Origin of the sequence: Methylobacter luteus IMV-B-3098 (assembly GCF_000427625.1) — a bacterium.
Taxonomy (GTDB): domain Bacteria; phylum Pseudomonadota; class Gammaproteobacteria; order Methylococcales; family Methylomonadaceae; genus Methylobacter; species Methylobacter luteus.
The window spans coordinates 1,214,848-1,238,963 of record NZ_KE386569.1; the positions used below are offsets into that span (position 1 = coordinate 1,214,848).

The window sequence follows — 24,116 nt, forward strand, 5'->3', positions numbered from 1 at the left end:
TCAAAAAACACGACAACTATCTTGAAAAACACCGGTACCTTATGTGTTTTATCGAGAAAGCACTTATAAAAATTTAACTCCAGAGTTCCGTAGCCTGTTTGATAAAATAAGTAGAGAATTAAGTGAACAAAATGTAATAAAAAATATTACTTATATTAATGCAAGATAAAACTAAGAAAAAAAGCAGATTCCTGAGCCTTACCTGGAAAGCAATTTTAGCCGTTAGCATAGCCATTCTGATATCTTCAGGCAGTGTTTTTATATTTGGTAATCTAACATTAGAAAAAAATTATTCTCAGGAACGAGACAGGGTACATCGCTTTTATCAACAAGCATTCAATAGTATTCTGCAACAATCAAAACTTGATCAAATTGATATTACGTGGATCATTCCCGCTGTCATTAGTCTTGACATATCATCTCAGCAGGCATTAAACCAGATAGAAAAAATCATTAATGCCAATTGGTTCAAAATAGAGCTTGAATCTGATATCAAATCTGCTTATTTATTTTCAAAAAAAGGGGATTTATTAAATAGTTGGGGGGATACAGTACTAAACAAGGATATTTTTTCACCATGGCTTAATTACGTATTCGAAAATGAAGAGCCTTTTGAAAGGATTCTCTGTAACATCAATTGTGTGCAATATAAAGCTTATCCTTTTTTACATAATGGAGAATTTGCCGGAGTATTTATATTTGGAAGAGACCTAGCAGATATGGTGCTAAGAATGAAAGCTATTACCGGAAAGGAAATTGGGATTCTGGTGCAGAGTAACGAAAATAAAACAGTCTCAACAAAACCAATTCTTGATAAATGGTCAAAAGCTATCATTGCGTTAACTGAATATGAAAAAAGCTTCCCACTTTTGTTGGCCGTCATGAATAAATTACCGGATGGCTTACCGGCAAAAAATGCACGTTTCGAATACAATAACAATGAATATGAAATAATTGTTTTTCCATTTAGTAATGATAATAGTATTGCCGATCTTATTATTATCGATAATTTAAGTGAAGAATTAATCGACATTAATAAATCATCAATGTTATACGCGCTAAGTGGCATAATAAGCTTAATCTTGGCAGGTCTGATTCTATTACTTTTGTTAATTAAACCAATGAGGCGTTTGAATGCATTTATAGCTTTACTGCCTTGGATAGCTAAGAAAAATTATTTAAAAGTAAATGAAATTATGCCGGTTGCCTCTGGACATAAATTATTTAACGATGAAATTGATATATTAAATAATGCCACACAAGATTTAATTCTTACGTTGAAAAATTTAGATAGAGATGTCGATTTGCGTACGCAACGTCTGGCAGAAAGGAGTGTTGAACTGCAACAAGAAAAAAATCTCGTCTCCAATATACTTAATACGGCTCAAGTTATTATTATTATAATTGATAGTAATGGAAGAATTGTAATGAGTAATAAATATGCAGAGAAACAGATAGGTTATAATGAAAACGAATTAAAACAGCAATTATTCATCGACCTAGTTTTTGGGCATGAGGATATAAGAGCTATATCAAATGCTATTGAAGAAATATCTAACCAGCAACGAAGATCTTTTCGCTATGAATGTATTGTATTTTCCTCTAAAGGAAATGAATTATATATATCATGGTTTTTTACGCTTATAAAAAATAATAAAAAAACTGAAATATTATCTGTTGGTCTAGACTTGACTGAACGCAGAATAACGGAAAAAAAATTATCATGGCTTGCGGATCATGATCCATTAACTAATTTATATAATCGGCGCCGGTTTGATCAGGAATTGACGCACGCACTGACTATTGCTACTCGATATAATCAAAAAGGAGCTCTTATTCTTTTTGATATAGATCAATTCAAAAATATTAATGATAGTAGTGGTCATAATGTGGGGGATGAATTATTAATTAAAGTAGCCGATAAACTACTTTCAATAATTCGTGATACGGATATTGTCGCTAGATTAGGCGGCGATGAATTCGTGGTGATCTCATATTGTATTGATCAGGATCATGCAGAGAAAGTCGTGCAGAAAATATGTACTGAGATTGCCACCGTTAAAGTTACGGTTAACAATATCGATTTAGGAGTAACTATTAGTGCGGGTATGCTGATTTTTCCGGCCCCCGGTTTCTCTCCTCAGGAATTGATGGCAACCGTAGATATTGCCATGTACAAAGCAAAACAGATGGGCAGAGGAGGGTGGTGCCTTGCTTCCATGGATGATTTAGCCAGGGATGAAATACGGCACAGAGTAAATTGGAAGGCAAAAATCGAAAAGGCGTTAGAGGAAGACCGATTCATTCTTTATTATCAGCCCATTATGAGAATAGCCGATAAAAGCATTTCCCATTATGAATGTCTATTACGGATGATTGATGAAAATGGAGAAATTATTCCGCCAGGCATGTTCACTGGTATTGCCGAACATTTCGGGCTAATTACTAAAATAGATCAAAGAGTTATTGATCTTGCTTTTAAAAAGCAGTCTTTATTTCTCAAACAAGGACTGGATATTCATTTATCCATTAACCTGTCCGGTGAAATGCTTTCTAATCCTAATGCATTCTCTATTATTGCTGATCATCTTGATAAATGGAATGTTCCGGCTCACAAATTCATTTTCGAAGTTCTGGAAACCCAAGCCGTTACAAACATACAAGCAGCCCGCGACTTCATGACTTATGTAACAAATATAGGCGGTAAATTTGCTTTGGATGACTTTGGGGTTGGCTTTTCATCAATGAGTCATCTTAAACAGTTGCCCGTTCAGTATTTGAAAATCGATGGCGGCTTTATCAAAAACCTTGCTAATAATAAAGAAGATCAGCTTTTCGTGAAAGCAATTAATGATGTCGGGCAGGGGATGGGAATAAAAACAATTGCTGAGTTTGTTGAGAATGAGATGATACTGAAAGAATTGTCAAAAATGGGCATAGATTACGCACAAGGCTATGGTATAGGCAAGCCTATGCCTGAACCAGAGCTTAGTCTACGTATCGATCAGTTTGAGTCTGAGATGGAAGCCATTTGAATTTAGAAATCATAAGACAACATCACTGCATATAGATCCCAATGCTGTACTGTACGGGCTGGATCTGGGTTTTCTAAACTAGATATTGTTCCCGTACCGTTTATGCGGTGATATTCTGTACTAAGAAGCAAACCAGGAATTATTTTATACCGCAAACCAACAGTCCAGTCTTTAGCAAATCTTGAATAAGCCGGTCTACCATATTGCGCGGCAAATTTATTCCCATCTTTATCATCTGTATCCCAGATGAGCTCATCATATCGAACCATACCCTCCAGATAAGAAGTGAACTTATAAATACCTTGAACATAGTATCCTTGACCTAATATCTTGGAATCAGGAAATAGACCGAAATTGTTCAATCGTAAATCTCGAAATTCATATTCTGCAGTCAAAGACCATTTTTCGGCATTATACTGAGCAGAAAAAATCAATGGATGAAATTTGATTTGACCTGAATTTAAGTTGTTCGGCGCAGGTGCAGGGGAGAAATGAGCGTTAACCTCGGCATAAGTAACCACAAGTCGGACTTCGCCACCCCTCCATTCATAATTTAAGCGACCGCCCCAAGATAGATCGCCCTCTATTTCTCCCGGAAAATTACCTACAATCGCTGGTTTTAAATCAGGATCCTCGCTACTACGAGGACTTGTAATACCGAAATTAAAAGAAAAATCACCCCAATCGGTGTTTTGTTCGCCATATAAATAACCGCCATCAGCGGATAACGCGAAATTTCGATTAACATCAAAATAAATCGATTGTGGCAAAAATATACCAGGCCTGGTGGATGCGACATCCCGGGTTTCATTATATAAACCTAGTGGAGTTGGAACTCTTCCAGCCTTAATGCCCAATAAATTATCCTCGGAAGAGTATAGGTGATAATCAGCAAGCCCATAGTCAATACGTAAGCCTTGCTCATCCGTTAAACCCGCGTCTCGCCATACTACCTGCATCGCTATCTGTAAGTCAGGAAAGATACGCCATGAACCGTTGATACCTAATTCCCTGAAATCCTCAGAAATATTATCATCGGTTGTTCCGAAGAAATTATTATCCGATGTATGAATCAATGCTTGAGAAAGGAAACCATGTATTTGTATTGAATCCGGTAGCCAATTTTTTTCAGCAGCAATTGTATTGTTGGAAATAAAAGGGGTCACCATCACTACACTGCAGATGAACAGTTTTTTAGAATTATTTAAACTAAATTTAACAACATACATGTCATATTTCCTTATTTAACAACCAATTGCTTAATATTATTTGTTAAGTCTTTTAAATTTAGATAGCCTACGGATCCTGGCGTATTTGCTATTTTTTCAATCATTTCCTCTTTGCTTTCTACAAGAATTGGAGCCTGACCTGATCCGCTAAAGACTAGCTTGTTCCAATTTCGACGCATTTGGTGAGGAAAAACATTTAATATCTGCTTGCAAAACTGTCTATGTAATTGGTCATCATCATTTAGTACAAAAACTGTCACGGCAGAACCATCATTCCAGCGAAGTAATCGCATCTTAAAAATCGCACTTAATCCATTTCGGCTAATGGTATTTTGCTGATTAGCTCTATTGATGACAGGAACGACAATATTTTGTTGTTGGTCAATTAGAGGAGGCGCGGCTGAAGCAAATTGATTCAGCAAAAAGATGGATAGAATGAGCACGAAACTCATTCTCAATCTTAATTGAAAGAATAGGGCGATTTGTTGCAAACTGGATAACCGGTTAATAATAGAGTCGTTTCTTATAGAACAATCTAATGAGAATTGTTAATCGCAATATAATTCTATTATAGAGAGCGCTTTCTTTAATTCTTCATTTTTATTATAAAAATGTGGCGATAACCGTATTCCACCACCGCGTAAAGCACAGACAACACCATTTTCCTGCAGGTATTTATAAAACACGTTATTTGAGATAGTTTTATGTTTGAATATTATGATACCGGAATTTAATTGATTTTGCCGCTGAGATAATAAAACCAGTTGCTCGTTTCCATTAATCTGATCCATTAAATATTGCGTTTTTTCTATAATCAAAGACTCAACAACTGCCATTCCCGTCTCCAGCAATAAGGACAGGCTTGCAGAAAGAGCGTGAATCCCTAACATATTAAGACTGCCACATTCAAAACGACGGGCAGTAGGGTGAATTTCCCACAGTTTATTTTCATAATTATAGGTGTCTTTCATCATATGCCAACCATATTGAGTCAGTTTTAGTTTATCTCTAGCCTCTGGCGTAGTATAGAAAACACCCAGGCCTTCAGGGCCCAGCATCCACTTGTGCCCATCAGCCATCACGAAATCAGCTTGATAAGCCTGTACATCAAATTGAACAGCACCCAGGCTTTGAATAGCGTCGATACACAACAAGATATTGCGCTGTTTACAAAATGCGCCTATTTTTTCCAGATCCAAACGCAGACCCGAAGCAAACTGTATAGAACTTATTGTTAATAAACGGGTATTATTATCTACAAGTGCAAATAAAGCATCCTCAGGAGAAATAGAATTCCTTAAATCAGCTTGACGAAATTCAACACCTTGTTTTGCCAGAGACTGCCAAGGTAATCTGTTAGAGGGAAATTCTTCATTACTGCTGACAATGTTGTCGCCGGATTGCCAATCCAGGCCGTAGGCTACAAAAGATAAAGCTTCAGAGGTATTTTTTACCAAAGCAATATCATCCACAGAAGGTGCATTTAATAACATTTTCAGCTGTGTCCGTAATTCGGATTCTTTTGCCAGCCAGTCGGGATAAAAATATGAACCGTATACTGTATTTTGTTCTGCAAATTTTGCAACGGCTGCGCTGGTTCTTTTAGGCCATGGCGATACAGCAGCGTGGTTTAAATAAATTAGTTCATCAGATAATGGAAATTCCGGATGTTTCATAGCAATAATCCTGAAAGTAAGTTTAATAAAAATGTTCGCATAATATATATTATGTTAAATTATGATATATTTACATTAATGCCTGGGTTAATCAATAGTGTCGATCCACCGACAGCGATCGTTAACAATACTGGATGCCATATTATTGCCAATGCCCTTAGCAATTAGCGCTATCACTCTGTCATCGGTATCGTAGCCTATATGCGCATTGATAGGATTGGCCAGCTTGCCCAAGCCAAAAGCATCAAAAATAGTAGCGACATTAATATTAATATTAGTTACATCAATGCACAGCCTCGAATCCAGGTATTTTTCTACAAATCCTCGAGGTACTGCATAACTGAGAAGATCATTGGGATCGCTAAAAGCAATAATGGATGTTTTAGCGAGCATGCGCTGATCGTATCTTTCCCCTTGCGGCTGGCAATAAGCCGCTTTTTGATTACTTACATCCGGCAACTTACGTCCTAGCTGCAGCATAGGCAGTTGATTGGACATCATATAAATGGGGATTTCCTTGTCTTTTAAGGCATCAACCAACTCTATAGCTTGAGCAGAGTTATCTTTATGGTCATTGCGGTTATCCAGTAAAGAAGCAATTCGCTGCATGCCATCAATCGCAATACGACTACCAAGGCTATGAGAAATAAAAGCATACTGGTCATTATGTATGTTTGTCGTTACTGAGTTTTCATTAAATGAACAAACTTGTGTTACATCATTCGGCAGGTTTTCCCAATTGCTTTTGGTCATCCAGCAAAATGATTGTGTAAATGAAACCAGAATCTCTTCCCTGCTGTCTCCCAGATAAATGATGGGATCAGGTCCGGTGTCATTAGAAAACTTTTTCATCAAATCATTGATTTCCGCTCGGCGAAAGGAATATTCTCCTGAATTATCATACGCCAGCACTTCTTTTTGCTTGGCTGTAATAAAAGACCAGGTTAATTCATAAAACATTAACTCCTTGCTTCTATCCCTGCTTAGCAATCGGTTGATTCTTAAGTTGCCGAGATTTTTGGTGGCATCAAGCGGATCCGTCAGAGTAATGTTTTTGTATTGTGCCGACATGACCGGTAACTCCAGTTCTTTAGCCAGCTTCTCTATAAATTGTGTCGAGTATCCGGGTAAATGGTCCCCCACTCCATGCACCATGAGTACTTTCATTTTGCCTTTCTGATGATCCAGAAATGGCATGATTCCACTAAAGGATTTCCCCCATACTTCACATAGGCGAGTATCAACGGCTTGCTGTTTTTCCATGACAGCTTCAATAACGCCTTTGCCGAAACTCGAACAACTACTTAATTCGGCGGCAATAATAGGTAAAATGAAAATTTTAAATACTGGATTCATACGATATATTGATATTAGTAAAGCAAGTATCGGTAAAACAAAAAACCATCAATATTATCATTTACCCATTAAAACTGATAATCGAACTCTACGTATAAGCATTTCATGGAAGTATGAAAAAGCACTCATTATTAAAAAAACTATTTGGTTTTATTATTGTTTTAACCGGCATTACGCCGTTAAAATCCCAAAATCTACTGGAAACCTATGAACTGGCGTTGCAAAACGACCCTACTCTAAAGCAGGCTCAGGCAAACCAACTCGCAACTGATGAAATAAGGGATCAAAGTATTGCGCGTTTTTTGCCTAACATTTCAGCCACAGCCTCCAGTAGCAGAGAGCGCTTGCACAATAAAAAAGCCAAGGATCCCCGGTTCATTGATTTCCGGGGGATACAAGTCAACCAGGAATACTGGAACCATAGTTTTTCCCTGAATTTAGCCCAGCCCTTGTTTCACTGGGAACACTGGATCCAACTCAGTCAGTCCGATAATGAAATTGCCCAGGCCGAAGCTTCTTATCAGGCGGAACTGCAGAATCTGATGATTAAAATAACCGAGGCTTATTTCAATATCTTATCGGCCCAGGATAATCTGGATTTTACCGTGGCGGAAAAAGATGCTATCGCTCGACAGCTGGAACAGGCTAAACAACGCTTCGAAGTTGGTCTTGTTGCCATAACCGATGTGCATGAAGCACAGGCTGCCTTCGATCAGGCCAGTGCCAGCGAGATAGAAGCCACTAATGACCTGGATAATCAAAAAGAAGTATTAAGGGAAATCATTGGTGACAATGAGGCCTTATTGGATCCGCTTGACGAAAAATTGCCCCTGGCCAAACCTGAACCGGCGGATATCGAGAAGTGGAGCAATTCAGCGGAAATGAATAACTTCAGTATCATTTCCGCATTCAATGAAGCGGAAGCCTTTCGCAAATCGATTGATCTGCAGCACAGCGGGCATCTGCCGCAACTGGATCTGGTCGCTTCTTACGGTGTATCGGATGTCAACAGCAGTTTTGGTTTGCGTGGCGATACGCAAACGGTCGGCGTGCAATTGAATGTGCCTCTGTTTGAAGGCGGCGCGGTAAATTCACGTACCCGTCAGGCTGGCCACGACTATGAAGCCGCCAAGGAGCGATGGATTGCGACCAGGCGCTCGGTAAAACGTCAGGTAAAAGATGCCTTTCGTGGCGTTATGTCCAGCATCGGTAGAGTAGAAGCGTTAAAAACGACAGTCATCTCGGCCGAGAGCGCCCTGGAAGCCACTGAAGCGGGCCTTGAAGTAGGAACCCGAACCATGGTGGAAGTATTGGCTGAGCAACGAAATTCATACCGGGTCAAACGGGATTATGCGCGTAGCCGCTATGACTATCTGATCAATAGTATCAAATTAAAGCAAGCGGCCAGCACACTTACCGTAGGTGATCTTGAACAAATCAATCGTTTGTTAGTGGCAAATACCGATAAAAACAGAGATTAGAAAGTAGCCCCTTATCAAGCTGGTTTTATAGCTGTCACCAAGGCATTGGCTTCCATTCTATGGCTCAAATTAATCTGTGAAAATCCAATTTCTCGTAGTTGATTTAGCGCCAGCGATTCACGCATGATATGATTTTCGGATTCATCATTGAATAAATGCACTATCCAACTCTCCAATAAATCAAGCTTATTGGCTTTCGTCAATATTTTGAAATAGCCGCTGACCTCCTGCTGAACAACACGTGTATGTCCGGAAATATCGTCCAGGCTATAACGATCTCCGTTGATGAATTGCCCACCAGGCTTTAGAACCCGAAAAATTTCCTCTATCACTTTCTGGCGATAAGTATTTTGAAAATTGTGCAAAGTATAGGCAGATGCCACGATATCAACGCTATCCGTTGCCAGATTTTCTAGTGCGGTCAATGCGTCATCGCTACAAAAAAACAATCTTTCCTCGTCCGCCCATTTTTTCAGATGCTTTTTGGCTTGGCTCTGCATAGTTGGTTCGTTATCGATACTGAAAACAGTCGTTGCCTCTCTGGCGGTTAATATCGATAGCGTGGTAATACCTGTTCCTCCGCCTAATTCAACAATTTTCAATTTATCTGTACTTCTTTCAGGATATTCAGCTACCATGGCGCCCACGAGACGGCTCATTTCTGTTGCTAATGGACAGATCAGATTGAGCATTTCATAGTCCTGCCCTATTACGCCGGAAAACATTGCATCATATTGGGATTTTTTATCGATCATAATTTTGATTGTTGCTTGCGTTCATAAGCAGCCAATTGTTCGGCTGTTGCTTCACTTTGAAATTTATCCTTCCACTCGTTATAGGGCATACCATAAATCACTTGCCTTGCCTGTTCGTAATCCATATCAATCCCTCGCTCTGCTGCTGCCGCCACATACCATTTTGCCAGACAATTTCTGCAAAAATCGGCCAAAATCATTAAATCAATGTTTTGTACTTCGGTATGTTTCTGTAAATGGCTGACTAATTGCCTGAATGCAGCCGCTTCTAGTTCTATTTGTGTATTTTTATCCATAGACGTTCTCCGAAAATATTGGACATTCTAGCAGAAACGCACATCGAGATATGTACATTCATGAGCAAAGATTTTACAATACCTCGTCATTATGTTCGCATAGCAGACGGTTCAATATATGGAAATTCATAGTTCATCGTTAACTTTTTTGCCCATTGGATATAACCGGCAATCCATTGACAAAAACAACAATGTGCAGAACAAAGACGAAGCCAATGAACTTTCTGTTATTAAAAACTCTCATAACCATCAGTTCGATCGGGGGCGTTCTCCCGATAAGATTAAAAAAACATTCAAGAATACCGGTTCAAGCCTGGATTTAATAAACCGGCATAACACTCATATATCAACTGACACGCGTACTTTAAAAGCGCAAAATGCTTAAACCAGGACATCATCAACTCTTGCTGAATCAACGTGTCGCATTGATTACAGGAATAGACACTTATGTCTGACAACCTTCATTTCCAGCTATTATGAATCAGCTTTTCGAATTCTTCCCTATCATTCTATTCTTTATTGCGTTTAAACTTTACGATATTTATGTTGCTACTGCAGTCGTTATCGTAGCCACTATTATTCAGGTCGCCTATACCTGGTTTAAACGCCGTAAAGTTGAAACTATGCAATGGATTACATTAGCTCTGATTCTCGTAATGGGGGGCGCCACCATTTATCTACAGGATGAGCAATTTATCAAATGGAAATTATCCATTATAGAATGGTTGTTCGGTCTAGCCTTTTTAGGCAGCCAATTTATTGGTAAAAAGCCTTTCGTTGAAAGAATGATGTCCGGCAGTTTAACGTTGCCGGCTTTGATCTGGAAGCGATTGAACATTATGTGGGCCAGTTTCTTTATCAGTATCGGTTTTATCAATCTGTATGTTATGTATAACTACAATACTGATGATTGGGTGACTTTTAAAACATTCGGGGTACCGGGGTTAATGATTATTTTTATTCTGGTACAAATGATTTTTATCTATAAATATATTCCCGAGGCAGAGGAATAAATCATGTTATACGCAATTATCAGTGAAGATGTAGCGAATAGTTTGGAAAAAAGAATGACAGCGCGTCCGGCCCATCTTAAAAGACTGCAAGAGCTTCAGGATGCCGGGCGATTGATTTTAGCCGGTCCGCACCCTGCTGTAGACAGCGAAAACCCCGGTGAAGCCGGTTTTACCGGTAGCTTGATTGTGGCTGAGTTTGATTGTCTGGAAGCAGCCCAGCAATGGGCCAATGCAGATCCCTATATTGATGCAGGCGTTTATACACAGGTTACAGTTAAACCTTTCAAAAGGGTCTTGCCTCAATGACAGCCAATATTATAAAACAATTATTAAATGAAGCCTTTCATCCTGAACTGCTGGAAATTGTAGATAACAGCTCAGCTCATGCCGGGCATGCCGGAGCACGTAGCGGCGGCGGTCACTACCATGTTACGATTGTCGCCGATGCGTTTGAAGGCAAATCTTTAGTTCAACGGCACCAGCTAATCTATAAAGCGCTGGGCGACATGATGAAACATCAAATTCATGCTTTAGGCATTAATGCTCTCTCACCCTCTGAACATAAAATATAAGGAAAATAATAAATGAAAAAAAAGATTATCCCTTTACTGCTTGCTGGTACGGCACTGGTTTCGATTTCAGCTTGTAATGAACAAAAAACCACTGATGCTACTCCTGCTGCTCCCGTTGTTGACAAAGCAGATGCCGTTGCTGTCGTAAACGGAAAATACATCAGTAAAAAAACACTGGCGGAGTTAGAAAGTGAAGTTGCTGAGCGCGCACACGGACAGGCTTTTCCTAAAGATAAATTGATAGAAGAGTTGATCCAACGCGAATTACTGGTACAGGAAGCCTTGAAAAAAGGGCTTGATAAATCGCCTGAAGTTGTAGAGCGTCTCGAAACTCTTAAAAAATCATTATTATCGCAGGCTGTTCTGCAAGACTATCTAAAAACCAATCCAGTCACTGAAGCAGAAGTAAAAGCGGAATATGATAGTAAAGTTGCCGCTGAAAAAGGCACCGAATATAAAGCGCGTCATATTTTAGTCAAGACTGAAGCAGAAGCTAAAAAACTGATTGAAAAACTAGACAAAGGCGCAAAATTTGACGAGTTGGCAACCAAGAACTCTATAGATACATCATCTCAAGGCGGCGATTTGGGCTGGTTTACTGCTAACCAGATGGTTGCGCCTTTCTCTCAAGCAGTAGAGAAACTGGAAAACGGCAAATACACCAAAGCACCGGTACAGACACAGTTTGGCTGGCATGTTATTTTAAGGGAAGATTCACGCCCGCAAACACCACCTCCATTGGAATCGGTAAAAGAACAGCTGACGCCTTATCTGCAACGCAAAAAAGTCCAATCCATGATTGAAAACCTGCGCAAACAGGCGCAAGTAGAAGTTCTGGTTCCGACAACAGAAGAAAAACCAAAAGCTGAAGGCGCAGCTCCTGCTGGCGAACCAGCCACTACAGAACAACCAGCTGTCGAATCAGCACCAGAGCCTGTAAAACCAAGTGATGCTCCAGCTGAGAAAGCGGCTCCTGAGGCTGGAAAACCAGCAACTCCAGATAAAAAATAAGCTATTTATTAAAAAAGGGCGGTTTTTTCCGCCCTTTTTTATGCTAATTTTTCCATGTATTGCAAAATAAACTGCACGCTGCAATTCCCTCTAAATTCATTAATGTCCAACTTGTAAGCTATTCTGCAAGATCTCAGTCCTAACCATTGCTCAGGATGATCCACATAAAAAGCGATAGCATCGATTAACAGATCAGTAGATGGTTTTTTCAGCACCAGTTTAAGATGGCGTTGTCCGACGATGCGGGATTGAATTACGTCAAATATCCCATCAAACACTGGCTCGGGAAACTCCTGTCCCCAAGTACCGGCGTTTTGTAATAAAGCGGCAAATTCAATCGAGATCTCATTTTCGGTTAACTCGCCATCCGAATAAATCTTCAGCTCCAGATCAACATTATCCAGACGCTTTCTTACCATTTCATCAAAGGCCAAAGCAAAAGGCGGGTAATCGTGCATTTTCAGGCTCAAACCAGCTGCCATGGCATGACCACCGAATTTGCTTAGTAATTTAGGGTGCTCGGCGGCAATATCACTCAGCACGTCCCGGATATGAACGCCTGGAATTGAACGCGCAGAGCCTTTTATTTCATCTTTACCAGCCGATGCAAAGGCGATAACAGGTCGATGCAGTCTGTCCTTGATTCGCGAAGCCAAAATACCAATCACGCCCTGATGCCAGTCTGCATTAAACAGGCAAACCCCGGCGGGCAAGTGCGGTTCATCAAGGGTTTTCATTTCCTTTAATAAAGCTATAGCCTCTTTTTTCATTTGCCCTTCAATTTCCCGTCGATCATTATTCAGATCATCGAGCTGAAGTGCTATTTCCTTTGCTTGTACCGGATTTTCGGTTAACAAGCACTCAATGCCTAATGACATATCATCCATGCGCCCTGCAGCGTTGAGCCTTGGTCCTAGCGAAAATCCCAGATCCGATGAGCTGATGGATTGAGTTTTTTTGCCTGATACCTCAATCAGCGCGTTTACCCCAGGATGGGCCCGCCCCGTGCGAATCCTTAAGAGACCCTGATAAACCAGTATTCTGTTAACTCGGTCCAAAGGAACCACATCGGCAACTGTGCCTAAAGCCACATAATCGAGTAACTGGGCTAGATTCGGTTCCTGGACCTTATGTCGCTCAAACCAGTTCTGTTCTCTTAATCGGCTACGCAGAGCCATTAACACATAGAAAATTACTCCAACACCAGCCAGTGCGCCACTCGGAAATTTATCATCGGATAGATTGGGATTGACGATAGCGTCGGCAGCCGGTAGTTCATGCCCAGGCAAGTGATGATCTGTCACCAGAACTTTTAACCCAGAATCCTTGGCCGCTTTGACACCGTCAATACTCGATATGCCATTATCGACGGTGATGATGATGCCAGGCTTTTGCTGCTTGACCAGTTCGACAATTTCCGGAGTCAATCCATAACCGTATTCGAACCGGTTGGGGACTATAAATGAAACCTGCCCTGCCCCCAGTAATTGCAATCCTTTGACAGCCACGGCACAACTGGTAGCGCCATCCGCATCGAAGTCGGCTATGACGGAAATTCTTTGCCCTTCATTAATTGCGGTGACTAGATGGGTGACCATATTTTCCATGCCTGATAACAACCATGGTGATGGCAGTTTTGCTAACGTCCTATCCAGATCGGCTTCCGATGTTAAACCCCTGGCTAAATAAATACGCTCCAGAACAGGATGAAGTTCGCCAAATTGAGGACGTTTTTTACCTATAGGTCTGGTAACGATGGTTTTCTTTACACCTGGATAATACATGGAATTCAATAATCGGCAGAGTTAGCGCTACAGAGCTTCAAAATATATTTGAGCAAAAATACAATTAAAATCAAAATCTTAATGGTAATTTATTTGGTGTTGCCCGGTAAGCCACTGTTATGAGAGAAGCAAAAAGAACTCATTATAATTGATTGATGCAGCATCATAGTCATCAATTCATTTTAATTCCTTCATCTTCTTGTCATTTCTCATACTTATTATTCATGAAGTCCGCTTAGAGCATTGCGGTGACCCAAAATTTATGAAAATTGTACGGAAAATAAGCATGAATAAAAAAATTTTAACATCCCTTCCCTTACTCGCGGTGGTAGGCAGTTTTCATCCTGTCATTGGTTTCGCGGATGAGATCAATGGACCAATGGCCTTCAAACCGATCGCGGGTTCCGCTTATAATGAACTAACCAGTGATCCTGCTGTTTTAAATGAATCGACCTGGTTGATTCCCGAAGGATTCAAACAATCCGTTATTTCTGACGAGTCCAATTTAAATATCTATATTAATAACGATTGGCCCGACATGAATACGGTCAATGAAGCTAAAAAGCAGGCTGGCCGCTACTTATATCGTACTCATGAAGTCCGTCCAGGCAATGATCAGCGTAATGATGGAAAACTCGGTGGGACAGTTTCCGTTATTGACTTAAAAACGGGTAAAGCCAAGGAACTGGTGGCAAGAGAAGATTGGGAAGCTCTGGACGGCATTATCTGGACGCCTTGGCATACCATTTTGGTTGCCGAAGAAACAAATTCAGGCGGTTATCCTGATCCCGACTATCCACATGCATCATCAGGTCTGGTTTATGAAATCGAACTGGATAAGGACGATCTCACAATAGCAAAAAAAGTGACTGCGCGCCCATTGCTTGGCTCAATTGCTCATGAAGGGATCGAGATCGATGATGAAGGCAATGTCTATGTGATCGACGAAGACCGCGCGCCGGGCGGATCCATTTTCAAGTTCGTGCCGAACACCTACGGTGATTTGAGCACTGGCAAATTGTTCGCATTGCGTGTTAAGGATGGCGTCCAAATCGGCGAAGCGGAATGGGTGGAACTGCACCTGGATCCAGTCACATTTGATGCGCAAGCGGCAGCAGAGCAAGTCGGAGCAACCAGCTACTGCCGTCCAGAAGATTTGGAGCGCATCGGCAAGACTTTATATGCGGCATTAACCTGTGAACCTCGTATTGGAGGCAAAGACGGTCCTGGTGCCGTGTTATCCATCAGTCTACATGAAAGACCGATGGTCAGTTACTTTGTTGAAGCTGGCGTCAATATTGCGGCGGAAAATAAATCTGCTGGTGTAACCGGTCTTAAAAGTCCTGACAATCTAGCCAATGGTTCTGACGGTAAACTGTGGATAGTCGAAGATAACGCGCCCAGCGATATTTGGGTAGCGGAACCCGATAATGACGGTGATGGACATGCCGACGGCGTGCATTTGTTTGCATCGATGAAAGATAAAGATGCGGAAGGAACCGGTATCTATTTCGGCAAGGACCCGCACAAGCTGTTCGTGAATGTCCAGCATTCCGGAACGGGTAATGATAAAACGATGGCAATCACTAAAATCAGGAAATACAGTGAAAAGGATGAAAGACATAACGAGGACCGTGATTGATTCATCCAATTAAATTAACGCAGTAATAAATACAAAACGAGCCGCAACTATTAAATAAGCTGCGGCATTTTTATTGCTCGTTCTTAGGCTTTTCCGACCGACTGCGCGCTTCAATATTCAACTAGCTCAAGCTGGTCGAATAAGTGGCTAGAGAGAACAGCTCCTAAAATAAAAAGCCGACAATAGTCGGCTTTTTATCAGTCAGAGACAGTCAAAATTACATATTATCCAGAATCGCCTTTTTAACGGCATCCAGATTGGCTTCAATCGTAACAGGATGAGCTGCCGCGCATTGTTTGATTGCACTGTCGGGATCTTTTAAGCCATTACCGGTTAAAGTACAGACAACTTTGCTGCCTTCGGGAATCTTGCCTGTACTGATGTCATGCAAAGCGCCTGCCAGTGAAGTAGCTGATGCCGGTTCGCAAAACACGCCTTCATATTGAGACAGCATTTTCTGGGCCGCCAGAATCTGTTCGTCCGAGAATCTGTCGAACCAGCCGCCGGATTCTTTTTGCGCCGTCCAGGCCAGATCCCAGGATTGAGGATGGCCGATGCGGATGGCCGTAGCAACCGTTTCGGGCTCATCAACCATTTGGCCGAGCACAAACGGGGCCGCTCCAGCCGCTTGATAGCCACACATGACTGGACGCGTATTGGTAACAGCTTTATGTGTCGCGTTATCGGTTGAGTATTCCTTATAACCTTTCCAGTAGGCACTGATATTGCCGGCATTGCCGACTGGCAGACAGTGATAATCTGGCGCGCGGCCAAGCTCGTCAACGATTTCAAAAGCCGCTGTTTTCTGACCTTCAAGCCTGAACGGATTGATCGAGTTTACGATAGTGACTGGTGCATGATCGGCCACTTCTTTAACCAAGGCCATGCCTCTATCAAAATTGCCGTTGATCTGGATGATTTCAGCGCCATACATCAACGTCTGCGCCAGTTTGCCCAAGGCAATTTTGCCTTCGGGTATCAACACGAAAGCCTTAATGCCGGCACGAACAGCATAAGCGGCGGCGGCAGCTGATGTGTTACCAGTCGATGCGCAGATGATGGCCTTGCTGCCCTCTTCCACGGCTTTAGTCACGGCCATCGTCATGCCCCGGTCTTTAAAAGAACCGGTAGGATTCAAGCCTTCATACTTGACGTAAATATCGACATCTTTGCCTATCAGTCGAGGTATGTTTTGCAGTTGAATAAGCGGAGTATTGCCCTCACCCAGACTGATCAGACGAGTGGTTTCACTGACGGGCAGACGGCCTCTGTAATGTTCGATGAGACCGGTATAACGTTTACTAATAGACATGTTTTTTTATTTATCCCAAAGTTTCTAGGCGGATTCGATTGACTTTACCGTTAACCATCGGTAAAGCTTCAATTTCAGCAATGGCCGCATTCATTTCTTTTTCCAGCGTGATCTGAGTCAGCATGATAATTGGCATGAATCCTTTATCATCCAGTGCTTCCTTCTGAATAATGGCTTCAATGCTGATCTGATGGTTGGCAAGAATTCTTGTCACTTCCGCCAGAACGCCGGGTTTATCCTCGGCATGCAGACGCAGATAATAAGCGGTCTTAAATCTGTCCGGTGACAATACCGGTATATCCGCCAGCGAGTCGGCCTGGAAAGCTAAATGCGGAACCCGGTTTTCAGGATCGCCGGTTAATGCCCGCACGACATCAATCACATCAGCGACCACGGCAGATGCAGTTGGTTCTGCGCCGGCGCCGGCGCCATAGTATAAAGTGGGGCCTACCGCATCACCTTTAACAAGCACGGCATTCATGACGCCGTCGACATTGGCGATCAGGCGGCGTGCCGGTATCAGTGTCGGATGAACTCTTAATTCAATACCTTCAGGCGTTTTGCGGGCGATACCCAAATGCTTGATGCGGTAACCGAGCGCTTCGGCATATTCGACATCTTCACGTGTGATTTTGGTAATGCCCTCGGTAAAAACCTTATCAAATTGCAGTGGTATGCCGAACGCAATGGATGCCAAAATCGTCAATTTGTGGCCTGCATCGATGCCTTCCACGTCGAATGTGGGATCGGCCTCTGCATAACCCAAAGCTTGTGCTTCGGCCAAAACATCGGAAAAATCACGGCCCTTATCCCGCATTTCAGTCAGAATGAAGTTGCCGGTGCCGTTAATAATACCGGCCAGCCACTGGATTTGATTGCCGCTTAATCCTTCGCGAATGGCTTTAATAATCGGAATGCCGCCGGCGACCGCGGCCTCAAATGCTACCATGACACCTTTTTCGCTGGCTTTGGCAAAAATCTCATTACCGTGCAAGGCAATCAGAGCTTTATTGGCGGTAACAACATGCTTGCCGTTGGCTATGGCTGTTAAAACCATCTCTTTGACCGGACCACAGCCGCCAATCAGTTCCAGGATAATGTCTATTTCCGGATCATTGATGATTTCAAAAGGGTCCGTCGTTAAAGCTATACCTTGCGTATCGCAAATGCGCTCCCGATTTAAATCCCTTGCCGATGCGCGAGTGATGATGATTTCACGACCAGCTCTGCGTGCAATTTCCGCCGCATTGCGTTTCAAAACATTGACCGTACCGCCCCCGACAGTACCTAATCCTAAAACCCCCACTTTTACCGGTTTCAAATCAAACTCCTGCACAAAGCATCTTTCTAAGTAAATTTAACATTATATAACGTTGTCTTTCTTCAACATATTGCGAATACCGCGAACGGCTTGACGGGTTCTGTGCTCATTCTCAATTAATCCGAACCGGACGTGATCATCACCGTGCTGACCAAAACCAATGCCCGGAGAAACCGCCACTTTAGCTTCCGCTAACAGTTTTTTCGAAAATTCCAACGATCCCATTTCCTTGTAGGGTTCCGGAATAGGCGCCCAGACAAACATCGTAGCCTTAGGCTTCTTAACCGGCCAGCCAGCTGCAGTTAAACCATCACACAGCACATCGCGACGCCTTCTATACATGTCGGCAATTTCAATCAGGCAATCCTGCGGACCTTCCAGCGCAGCAATCGCCGCAATCTGAATAGGCGTAAAGGTGCCGTAATCCAGATAGGATTTGATGCGTGCCAAAGCGGACACGAGCTGCTTATTGCCGCACATGAACCCGACACGCCAGCCCGGCATGTTGTAGCTTTTCGACAGCGAGAAAAATTCGACCGCTATATCTTTTGCCCCAGGCACCTGAAGAATGGACGGCGCTTTATAGCCATCGAACACGATATCGGCATAGGCAATATCATGGACCACCCAGATCTTGTGCTCTTTGGCCAAAGCGATGATCTTTTCAAAAAAGTCCAGTTCCACACACTGGCTGGTCGGATTGCCGGGGAAATTGAGGATCAGCATTTTCGGCTTGGGCCAGGAATCGATAATGGCTTTCTGCAGTTCCTCAAAGAAGTCAATGCCGGGCACTAAGGGTATGTGCCGAAGATCGGCTCCGGCAATGACAACACCGTAAGGATGAATCGGGTAAGCAGGGCTGGGCACCAATACGATATCGCCAGGCCCTAAAGTTGCCAATGCCAGATGCGCGAGACCTTCTTTCGAGCCTATCGTGACAATGGCTTCGGTTTCCGGGTCCAGATCGACATCAAAGCGGTTTTTATACCAGTTGCAAATGGCTCTTCTGAGTCTGGGGATGCCTTTGGAAACGGAATAACGATGCGTATCCCCTCTCTGCGTCGCTTCAATCAGCTTTTTGACAATATGATCGGGGGTAGGCTGATCCGGGTTGCCCATGCCAAAATCGATAATGTCCTCTCCGGCTGCACGGGCTTTGGCTTTTAGTTCATTAACAATGTTAAAAACGTAGGGAGGTAAGCGACTTATTCTATGAAATTGTTCCATTAACAGCCCTTGAGAATTCAAGTATATAAGTAAAAATTAAAAAACAGCCTAAAGTACTGTTGTTACTGAGTTATGTCAAATATTTGGCAATGCCGTAGACTGGTATTGAAACGGGAATCGCGAAGTTTAACGTTGTGCGGACAATGCCCGCTCCACGCGTATTAAATCTTCCGGAGTATCGACTCCCGCAGGCGGCGTCTGAGCTACGACTTTTACCCGGATAGGTTCTCCGTGCCACAGAATTCTGAGCTGCTCCAGAGATTCCACCGACTCGAGCGGGGACGCTTCCCATTGGCAGTAACGGTGTAAAAAATCGATCGTATAGGCATACATGCCGATGTGCCGGAGATAAGGCATTTTTCCGGAAGGCGTGCCGCCGGAATGAGTAAAGCTTGCTCTTTCCCATGGAATGGGTGCGCGGCTGAAATAAAGCGCCAAACCGGCTTTATTCAAAACTACCTTAACGGCGTTAGGATTGAAAATTTCTTCATTATCGATGATTTCAGCAGCCAGCGTGGCTATGCCCGCCTGTTGTTGACCGGCTAATGCCGCAGCGACCTCACGAATATAAGCCGGGGGTATCAGCGGCTCATCACCCTGCAGATTGACGATGATCTCATCATGATCCCATCCGCACAGTCTCGCCACTTCCGCAATTCTTTCCGTGCCGCTTTGATGATCAGGGTTTGTCATGATGGCTTTGATACCCAGATCATCAACCGTCTGGAGAATTCTCTCGTCATCGGTTGCGACGATAATTTCTTCGGCATCAGCTTCTTGCGCTCGTTCACAGACATGCGCAATCATAGGTCTGCCGGCTATGTTCAGCAATGGTTTGCCAGGCAACCGAGTGGATGCGTATCTTGCGGGGATAACAACCTTGAAACGCAGGCTCATTTATGTAAAGCGTCGATTTCTTCAAGGCTTAATTCGCGCGCTTCATCTTCAAGCATGACCGGAATGTCGTCGCGGATAGGAAAAGCGAGATGATCAGCTTTACAGATTAATTCCTGTTTGGCTTTATCGTAAATCAGTGGGCTTTTGCATAAAGGACAGGCCAGAATATCGAGTAATTTTTTATCCATTGTTTTTTGCTTTTAATAAATTTAATAATTGTTCGGAAAAACCTTGTTCCAGAACAGCTTTTACCGGCACATACCAGTGCTGAGCCCCTGCAAAACCGGTACATTTTACCGCATCTTTTTCGGTCATTAATACCGGTTTATCATCATTGAATTCAACATCATGCCGCTCAAATTTATAATGATCCGGAAAGCTGCGTGTCGCACATGATATGCCGGCAGAGGTCAACAGATTGAAGAAGCGCCCGGGATTGCCGATGCCTGCCAACACATGACATTCCACACCACTGAAGTCTCGCAATAATTTTTGCTGACCCGTGACCAGATTGATCGCATGATCGCCGATAAGTTGCATGGAATATTCCCCGGCTTCCTTTTCGGCGCCGTTGACAATTCTGAAATCGACGTTTTGCAATCTTTCTATCGGCTCTCTCAGCGGTCCTGCAGGCAAACAATAACCGTTGCCAAAGCGCCGCTCCCCATCAATAATGGCAATCTCGATATCTCTTGCCAGTGCATAATGCTGAAGACCGTCATCAGAGACGATAACATTGCAATCCGTCTGTGCCAGCAACAGATTGGCAGCATCGATACGGACGGGGCCAACGGCTACGGGACAAGCCGTCTGCCTGGCCAGCAGCAGGGCTTCATCGCCGACCTGTTCAGCGATGCTGTTCTGGTCAACCCGCTGGGGCCATGACTCAGACAGTCCGCCGTAACCTCGACTAATGATTCCTGGCTTATAACCTGCTTCTTTAAGCAATAAGGCCAGCCAGATCACGAACGGCGTTTTACCCGTCCCGCCTACCGTGATATTGCCCACGACAATAACCGGAACAGGCATGGACTGTTTTTTCAACATGCCCAGGCGATACAAGAATCTGCGAAATCTGACCAGATCACAAAACAGAAAGCCCAATGGGCACAGCCATACGCCGATAAACTGATCTTTATACCAGATATCCTGCGCCCATCGAGCCAGCGTTTTTTTCATTTCCCAGTCTTCGATTCTTGCGTTGCAAACGTGATATGCGTAAAACCTGCCTGGCCCGCACTATCCAGAGCCGAAATGACAGCCTGGTGCGGTGTCTTGCCGTCAGCATTGATAACAAAAGGCAGTTGGGAGGAATGTGCTGCAATTTTATGTAATTCCTGTTTTAACGTATCTATTTTCTGATTAACCAGTTCATGCGGCAGACCATCTTCGCCTTTCAGGTAATAAACACCATCCGCATCGATAATTAAGGTAATCATCTTTTCATGCGCTTCAGCTTCAGCTCCATTGGCCTCCGGCAGCTTCACATTGACTTCTGTTTGTCGATTGAAAGTAGTTGTTACCATGAAGAAAAGCAGCAACAAAAAGACTACATCGATCATGGGCGCCATGGAGATTTCAGGCGTTTCCCTTTTTTTACGGCGAAAATTCATCAGGCCTCCTCACGCTCTCCGTGCAGGACTTCGATCAGTTTTAACGCTTCCTCTTCCATATTGACGACATATTCATCGACCAGTCTTTCAAAGTAACGGTAAAAAATCAGGCTGGGAATGGCGACAGTCAATCCAGCTGCCGTCGTGACCAGTGCGACAGAAATCCCCCCCGCCAAGGCATTCGGATCACCGACACCATGTATCATAATGCCGGAAAAAACCTCAATCATGCCGAACACCGTGCCTAATAAGCCTAATAATGGAGCAATTGAGGCAATAGTGCCCAAAGCATTAAGAAAACGATCCAGGTCATGCACAACCTGGCGGCCAGCTTCTTCAATACATTCCTTCATGACTTCGCGTCCATGATTGATGTTGGCGAGGCCTGCGGCCAGAATGCATCCCAGAGGCGAACTGGTTTTCAAACGATGAAGAGCCATTTTATCAAGCTTGCCTTCGCGAAACAGATTCCATACCTGCGGAACGAGATCCGGCGGTAAAATCTTCTTTTTTTGTAGAGACCACAAACGTTCAGCAATGATACCCATTGCGCCAATTGAACATAGAATGATTGGCAGCATCATCCAGCCGCCATTTTTTATCACTTCAAACACGTTATTTCCTAAAAGTCAGTATTGTTAACTAAAAACCACATGCACAAGTATAGGTTACACACTGTATCAGTGCCATTTTAACCTAAAGTGGCGACCGTTGAGTATTTTCAAAGCCAATCCATAGATAAGCGATGATAAAGGCAAAGCCGCAAGCTACGGCCGCCATCGAATAAACGAATGCGGGGCCCATGGATTCCCAGTAATAACCGCTGTAGAGACTGCCCATCATGCCGCCTACCCCGTAACTCAGGCTACTGTATAAAGCCTGGCCTTTACCCTGATGCTGCCGACCGAAATAAAGATGAACCAAATGAATAGCCGCAGCATGAGCTGAGCCGAATGTAGCGGCATGCAGCAACTGGGCAAAGATCAGCAACCATAAGTTATCCGTACACCAGGCGATCATCAGCCAACGGGCGACAGCCAGCACGATGCTGAACAGCAAAATATGCCGCAATGAATAACGCTTTAACAAGCGCCTCATGTAAATAAATAAAACGATCTCCGCACAGACGCCTAAAGCCCAAAGTATTCCCGTTATTGTTGTCGAATAATGATATTGCTTCAGATAAATGGAATAAAAAACATAGTAAGGGCCATGAGCAATTTGCAGCAGCAGATAAACGATTAAAAAGGCTAAAACTTCCGGCTTTTTCAGGATCTGCATAAGGCCGACAGGCTCAGTCTCGCGGTCTGAGGCATGGGCATCCGGCGTCATTAAGGTAACGATCCAGATTAAAGCCAGCAAAACGGTAATGACAGCCGGAAGCATTGAGATGGGCTGCTTTTCCAGCAACCAGCCTATGCCCAGCACAGTGGCAATAAATCCGACTGACCCCCATAGTCTGATCTGGCTATAACGATGAGGGTCGCTCTTTAAATGAAATAACGTTACCGCCTCAAACTGCGGCAAAGCGGCATTCCAGAAAAAACTGAAACCGATGGTAAACCAGGCAAACCAGAGATAATCGCGATCGATTAAAAAGCCGGCAAAGATCACGGCGGCGAAAAGCGAGGCGATGCGGATAATGCGCAGACTCTTGCCGGTATAGTCGGCAACCCATCCCCACAGATTAGGCGCAATGATTTTGGTGCCAACCAGCAGCGCCGACAGTTCGCCAATCTGATCGGCATTGAAGCCGCTATCTTTCAGATAGAGGCTCCAATAAGGCAAAAAACCGCCCAATGTTGCGAAATAAAAAAAGTAGAACCCTGACAGACGCCAGTAAGGAACAGACATGAAAGTCTTTATTTATACGCCACAAGCTATGGCTTCATAGCT

The 24,116-nt window shown here is 43.2% G+C and carries 24 protein-coding genes; 8 read left to right on the forward strand and 16 right to left on the reverse strand.

Features of this window, described 5'->3' with window-relative positions; translation table 11 throughout:
- Positions 1–158: 158 nt before the first annotated feature.
- On the forward strand, positions 159–3,035 hold the full coding sequence (locus tag METLU_RS24800) for a bifunctional diguanylate cyclase/phosphodiesterase (RefSeq protein ID WP_051299817.1): 2,877 nt from the start codon (positions 159–161) through the stop codon (positions 3,033–3,035).
- A gap of 2 nt (positions 3,036–3,037) precedes the next feature.
- Here METLU_RS24800 and METLU_RS0107480 read toward each other — a convergent pair whose 3' ends face one another.
- The 4 genes from METLU_RS0107480 to METLU_RS0107495 all read right to left on the reverse strand — a co-directional run bounded on the left by METLU_RS0107480 (position 3,038) and on the right by METLU_RS0107495 (position 7,296).
- Positions 3,038–4,264: a hypothetical protein gene (locus METLU_RS0107480; protein WP_027157670.1), complete on the reverse strand. Its 1,227-nt coding sequence runs from the start codon at positions 4,262–4,264 to the stop codon at positions 3,038–3,040.
- An 11-nt stretch (positions 4,265–4,275) separates the two neighbouring features.
- A complete protein-coding gene (locus tag METLU_RS0107485) occupies positions 4,276–4,716 on the reverse strand; it encodes a substrate-binding domain-containing protein (RefSeq protein WP_231383568.1) in 441 nt (146 codons plus the stop codon).
- Between the two features lie 96 nt (positions 4,717–4,812).
- Complete coding sequence (locus METLU_RS0107490) at positions 4,813–5,940, reverse strand: aminotransferase class V-fold PLP-dependent enzyme (protein ID WP_027157672.1); 1,128 nt, start codon at positions 5,938–5,940, stop codon at positions 4,813–4,815.
- Positions 5,941–6,027: 87 nt separating this feature from the next.
- Entirely contained in the window at positions 6,028–7,296 is a 1,269-nt protein-coding gene (locus tag METLU_RS0107495) for a hypothetical protein (protein ID WP_027157673.1), read from the reverse strand.
- Between the two features lie 113 nt (positions 7,297–7,409).
- Between METLU_RS0107495 and METLU_RS0107500 the strand changes: the two genes are divergently transcribed.
- Positions 7,410–8,777, forward strand: coding sequence for a TolC family outer membrane protein (locus tag METLU_RS0107500; RefSeq protein WP_027157674.1), 1,368 nt, complete (start codon positions 7,410–7,412; stop codon positions 8,775–8,777).
- A gap of 14 nt (positions 8,778–8,791) precedes the next feature.
- Here METLU_RS0107500 and METLU_RS0107505 read toward each other — a convergent pair whose 3' ends face one another.
- Together METLU_RS0107505 and METLU_RS0107510 are read right to left on the reverse strand one after the other, a co-directional pair.
- Positions 8,792–9,532, reverse strand: coding sequence for a class I SAM-dependent methyltransferase (locus METLU_RS0107505; RefSeq protein ID WP_027157675.1), 741 nt, complete (start codon positions 9,530–9,532; stop codon positions 8,792–8,794).
- On the reverse strand, positions 9,529–9,828 hold the full coding sequence (locus tag METLU_RS0107510) for a DUF1244 domain-containing protein (protein ID WP_027157676.1): 300 nt from the start codon (positions 9,826–9,828) through the stop codon (positions 9,529–9,531). The genes METLU_RS0107505 and METLU_RS0107510 overlap by 4 nt, the downstream gene beginning before the upstream one ends.
- Before the next feature lie 118 nt (positions 9,829–9,946).
- Here METLU_RS0107510 and METLU_RS0107515 point away from each other — a divergent pair, with 118 nt between their 5' ends.
- From METLU_RS0107515 to METLU_RS0107535, 5 genes are all read left to right on the forward strand, one after another.
- Positions 9,947–10,213: a hypothetical protein gene (locus tag METLU_RS0107515; protein WP_027157677.1), complete on the forward strand. Its 267-nt coding sequence runs from the start codon at positions 9,947–9,949 to the stop codon at positions 10,211–10,213.
- Positions 10,214–10,304: 91 nt separating this feature from the next.
- Positions 10,305–10,841: a septation protein A gene (locus METLU_RS0107520; protein WP_027157678.1), complete on the forward strand. Its 537-nt coding sequence runs from the start codon at positions 10,305–10,307 to the stop codon at positions 10,839–10,841.
- A 3-nt stretch (positions 10,842–10,844) separates the two neighbouring features.
- Entirely contained in the window at positions 10,845–11,147 is a 303-nt protein-coding gene (locus tag METLU_RS0107525; protein WP_027157679.1) for a YciI family protein, read from the forward strand.
- Positions 11,144–11,413, forward strand: a complete 270-nt coding sequence (locus METLU_RS0107530; protein WP_027157680.1) for a BolA family protein — start codon at positions 11,144–11,146, stop codon at positions 11,411–11,413. Before METLU_RS0107525 ends, METLU_RS0107530 begins: the two co-directional genes overlap by 4 nt.
- 12 nt (positions 11,414–11,425) lie before the next feature.
- Complete coding sequence (locus METLU_RS0107535) at positions 11,426–12,424, forward strand: peptidylprolyl isomerase (protein WP_027157681.1); 999 nt, start codon at positions 11,426–11,428, stop codon at positions 12,422–12,424.
- Positions 12,425–12,462: 38 nt separating this feature from the next.
- Here the strand turns inward: METLU_RS0107535 and recJ are convergent, their stop codons facing one another.
- Complete coding sequence (recJ, locus tag METLU_RS0107540; protein ID WP_027157682.1) at positions 12,463–14,208, reverse strand: single-stranded-DNA-specific exonuclease RecJ; 1,746 nt, start codon at positions 14,206–14,208, stop codon at positions 12,463–12,465.
- A 286-nt stretch (positions 14,209–14,494) separates the two neighbouring features.
- On the opposite strand from recJ, the gene METLU_RS0107545 reads away from it, so the two are divergent.
- The gene (locus METLU_RS0107545) at positions 14,495–15,850 is read left to right on the forward strand and encodes an alkaline phosphatase PhoX (protein WP_036242932.1); all 1,356 of its coding nucleotides are present in this window, start codon (positions 14,495–14,497) and stop codon (positions 15,848–15,850) included.
- Positions 15,851–16,067: 217 nt separating this feature from the next.
- Here METLU_RS0107545 and thrC read toward each other — a convergent pair whose 3' ends face one another.
- From thrC to METLU_RS0107590, 9 genes are all read right to left on the reverse strand, one after another.
- Positions 16,068–17,162, reverse strand: a complete 1,095-nt coding sequence (gene thrC, locus METLU_RS0107550) for a threonine synthase (RefSeq protein ID WP_027157684.1) — start codon at positions 17,160–17,162, stop codon at positions 16,068–16,070.
- A 10-nt stretch (positions 17,163–17,172) separates the two neighbouring features.
- Positions 17,173–18,483, reverse strand: coding sequence for a homoserine dehydrogenase (locus METLU_RS0107555; protein ID WP_027157685.1), 1,311 nt, complete (start codon positions 18,481–18,483; stop codon positions 17,173–17,175).
- A 42-nt stretch (positions 18,484–18,525) separates the two neighbouring features.
- A complete protein-coding gene (alaC, locus tag METLU_RS0107560) occupies positions 18,526–19,710 on the reverse strand; it encodes an alanine transaminase (RefSeq protein WP_027157686.1) in 1,185 nt (394 codons plus the stop codon).
- A gap of 126 nt (positions 19,711–19,836) precedes the next feature.
- Positions 19,837–20,607 carry a 3-deoxy-manno-octulosonate cytidylyltransferase gene (gene kdsB / locus METLU_RS0107565; protein ID WP_027157687.1) on the reverse strand — a complete coding sequence of 257 codons (771 nt, stop codon included), beginning with the start codon at positions 20,605–20,607 and terminating at the stop codon, positions 19,837–19,839.
- On the reverse strand, positions 20,604–20,795 hold the full coding sequence (locus METLU_RS0107570) for a Trm112 family protein (protein ID WP_027157688.1): 192 nt from the start codon (positions 20,793–20,795) through the stop codon (positions 20,604–20,606). Before METLU_RS0107570 ends, kdsB begins: the two co-directional genes overlap by 4 nt.
- The gene (gene lpxK, locus METLU_RS0107575) at positions 20,788–21,786 is read right to left on the reverse strand and encodes a tetraacyldisaccharide 4'-kinase (protein WP_027157689.1); all 999 of its coding nucleotides are present in this window, start codon (positions 21,784–21,786) and stop codon (positions 20,788–20,790) included. Before lpxK ends, METLU_RS0107570 begins: the two co-directional genes overlap by 8 nt.
- Positions 21,783–22,220 (reverse strand): ExbD/TolR family protein, encoded by a 438-nt coding sequence (locus METLU_RS0107580; protein WP_027157690.1) that lies wholly within the window; start codon positions 22,218–22,220, stop codon positions 21,783–21,785. The genes lpxK and METLU_RS0107580 overlap by 4 nt, the downstream gene beginning before the upstream one ends.
- Entirely contained in the window at positions 22,220–22,834 is a 615-nt protein-coding gene (locus METLU_RS0107585) for a MotA/TolQ/ExbB proton channel family protein (protein WP_027157691.1), read from the reverse strand. The genes METLU_RS0107580 and METLU_RS0107585 overlap by 1 nt, the downstream gene beginning before the upstream one ends.
- An 82-nt stretch (positions 22,835–22,916) precedes the next feature.
- Positions 22,917–24,074 carry an MFS transporter gene (locus METLU_RS0107590; protein WP_027157692.1) on the reverse strand — a complete coding sequence of 386 codons (1,158 nt, stop codon included), beginning with the start codon at positions 24,072–24,074 and terminating at the stop codon, positions 22,917–22,919.
- Positions 24,075–24,116 lie beyond the last annotated feature (42 nt).

What these genes read in the sequence shown, in the direction of transcription:
- METLU_RS24800 (WP_051299817.1), top strand. Translation starts at nt 159, where the DNA reads ATGCAAGATAAAACTAAGAAAAAAAGCAGATTCCTGAGCCTTACCTGG.
- METLU_RS0107480 (WP_027157670.1), bottom strand. Translation starts at nt 4,264, where the DNA reads ATGTATGTTGTTAAATTTAGTTTAAATAATTCTAAAAAACTGTTCATC.
- METLU_RS0107485 (WP_231383568.1), bottom strand. Translation starts at nt 4,716, where the DNA reads ATGAGTTTCGTGCTCATTCTATCCATCTTTTTGCTGAATCAATTTGCT.
- METLU_RS0107490 (WP_027157672.1), bottom strand. Translation starts at nt 5,940, where the DNA reads ATGAAACATCCGGAATTTCCATTATCTGATGAACTAATTTATTTAAAC.
- METLU_RS0107495 (WP_027157673.1), bottom strand. Translation starts at nt 7,296, where the DNA reads ATGAATCCAGTATTTAAAATTTTCATTTTACCTATTATTGCCGCCGAA.
- METLU_RS0107500 (WP_027157674.1), top strand. Translation starts at nt 7,410, where the DNA reads ATGAAAAAGCACTCATTATTAAAAAAACTATTTGGTTTTATTATTGTT.
- METLU_RS0107505 (WP_027157675.1), bottom strand. Translation starts at nt 9,532, where the DNA reads ATGATCGATAAAAAATCCCAATATGATGCAATGTTTTCCGGCGTAATA.
- METLU_RS0107510 (WP_027157676.1), bottom strand. Translation starts at nt 9,828, where the DNA reads ATGGATAAAAATACACAAATAGAACTAGAAGCGGCTGCATTCAGGCAA.
- METLU_RS0107515 (WP_027157677.1), top strand. Translation starts at nt 9,947, where the DNA reads ATGGAAATTCATAGTTCATCGTTAACTTTTTTGCCCATTGGATATAAC.
- METLU_RS0107520 (WP_027157678.1), top strand. Translation starts at nt 10,305, where the DNA reads ATGAATCAGCTTTTCGAATTCTTCCCTATCATTCTATTCTTTATTGCG.
- METLU_RS0107525 (WP_027157679.1), top strand. Translation starts at nt 10,845, where the DNA reads ATGTTATACGCAATTATCAGTGAAGATGTAGCGAATAGTTTGGAAAAA.
- METLU_RS0107530 (WP_027157680.1), top strand. Translation starts at nt 11,144, where the DNA reads ATGACAGCCAATATTATAAAACAATTATTAAATGAAGCCTTTCATCCT.
- METLU_RS0107535 (WP_027157681.1), top strand. Translation starts at nt 11,426, where the DNA reads ATGAAAAAAAAGATTATCCCTTTACTGCTTGCTGGTACGGCACTGGTT.
- recJ (WP_027157682.1), bottom strand. Translation starts at nt 14,208, where the DNA reads ATGTATTATCCAGGTGTAAAGAAAACCATCGTTACCAGACCTATAGGT.
- METLU_RS0107545 (WP_036242932.1), top strand. Translation starts at nt 14,495, where the DNA reads ATGAATAAAAAAATTTTAACATCCCTTCCCTTACTCGCGGTGGTAGGC.
- thrC (WP_027157684.1), bottom strand. Translation starts at nt 17,162, where the DNA reads ATGTCTATTAGTAAACGTTATACCGGTCTCATCGAACATTACAGAGGC.
- alaC (WP_027157686.1), bottom strand. Translation starts at nt 19,710, where the DNA reads ATGGAACAATTTCATAGAATAAGTCGCTTACCTCCCTACGTTTTTAAC.
- kdsB (WP_027157687.1), bottom strand. Translation starts at nt 20,607, where the DNA reads ATGAGCCTGCGTTTCAAGGTTGTTATCCCCGCAAGATACGCATCCACT.
- METLU_RS0107570 (WP_027157688.1), bottom strand. Translation starts at nt 20,795, where the DNA reads ATGGATAAAAAATTACTCGATATTCTGGCCTGTCCTTTATGCAAAAGC.
- lpxK (WP_027157689.1), bottom strand. Translation starts at nt 21,786, where the DNA reads ATGAAAAAAACGCTGGCTCGATGGGCGCAGGATATCTGGTATAAAGAT.
- METLU_RS0107580 (WP_027157690.1), bottom strand. Translation starts at nt 22,220, where the DNA reads ATGAATTTTCGCCGTAAAAAAAGGGAAACGCCTGAAATCTCCATGGCG.
- METLU_RS0107590 (WP_027157692.1), bottom strand. Translation starts at nt 24,074, where the DNA reads ATGTCTGTTCCTTACTGGCGTCTGTCAGGGTTCTACTTTTTTTATTTC.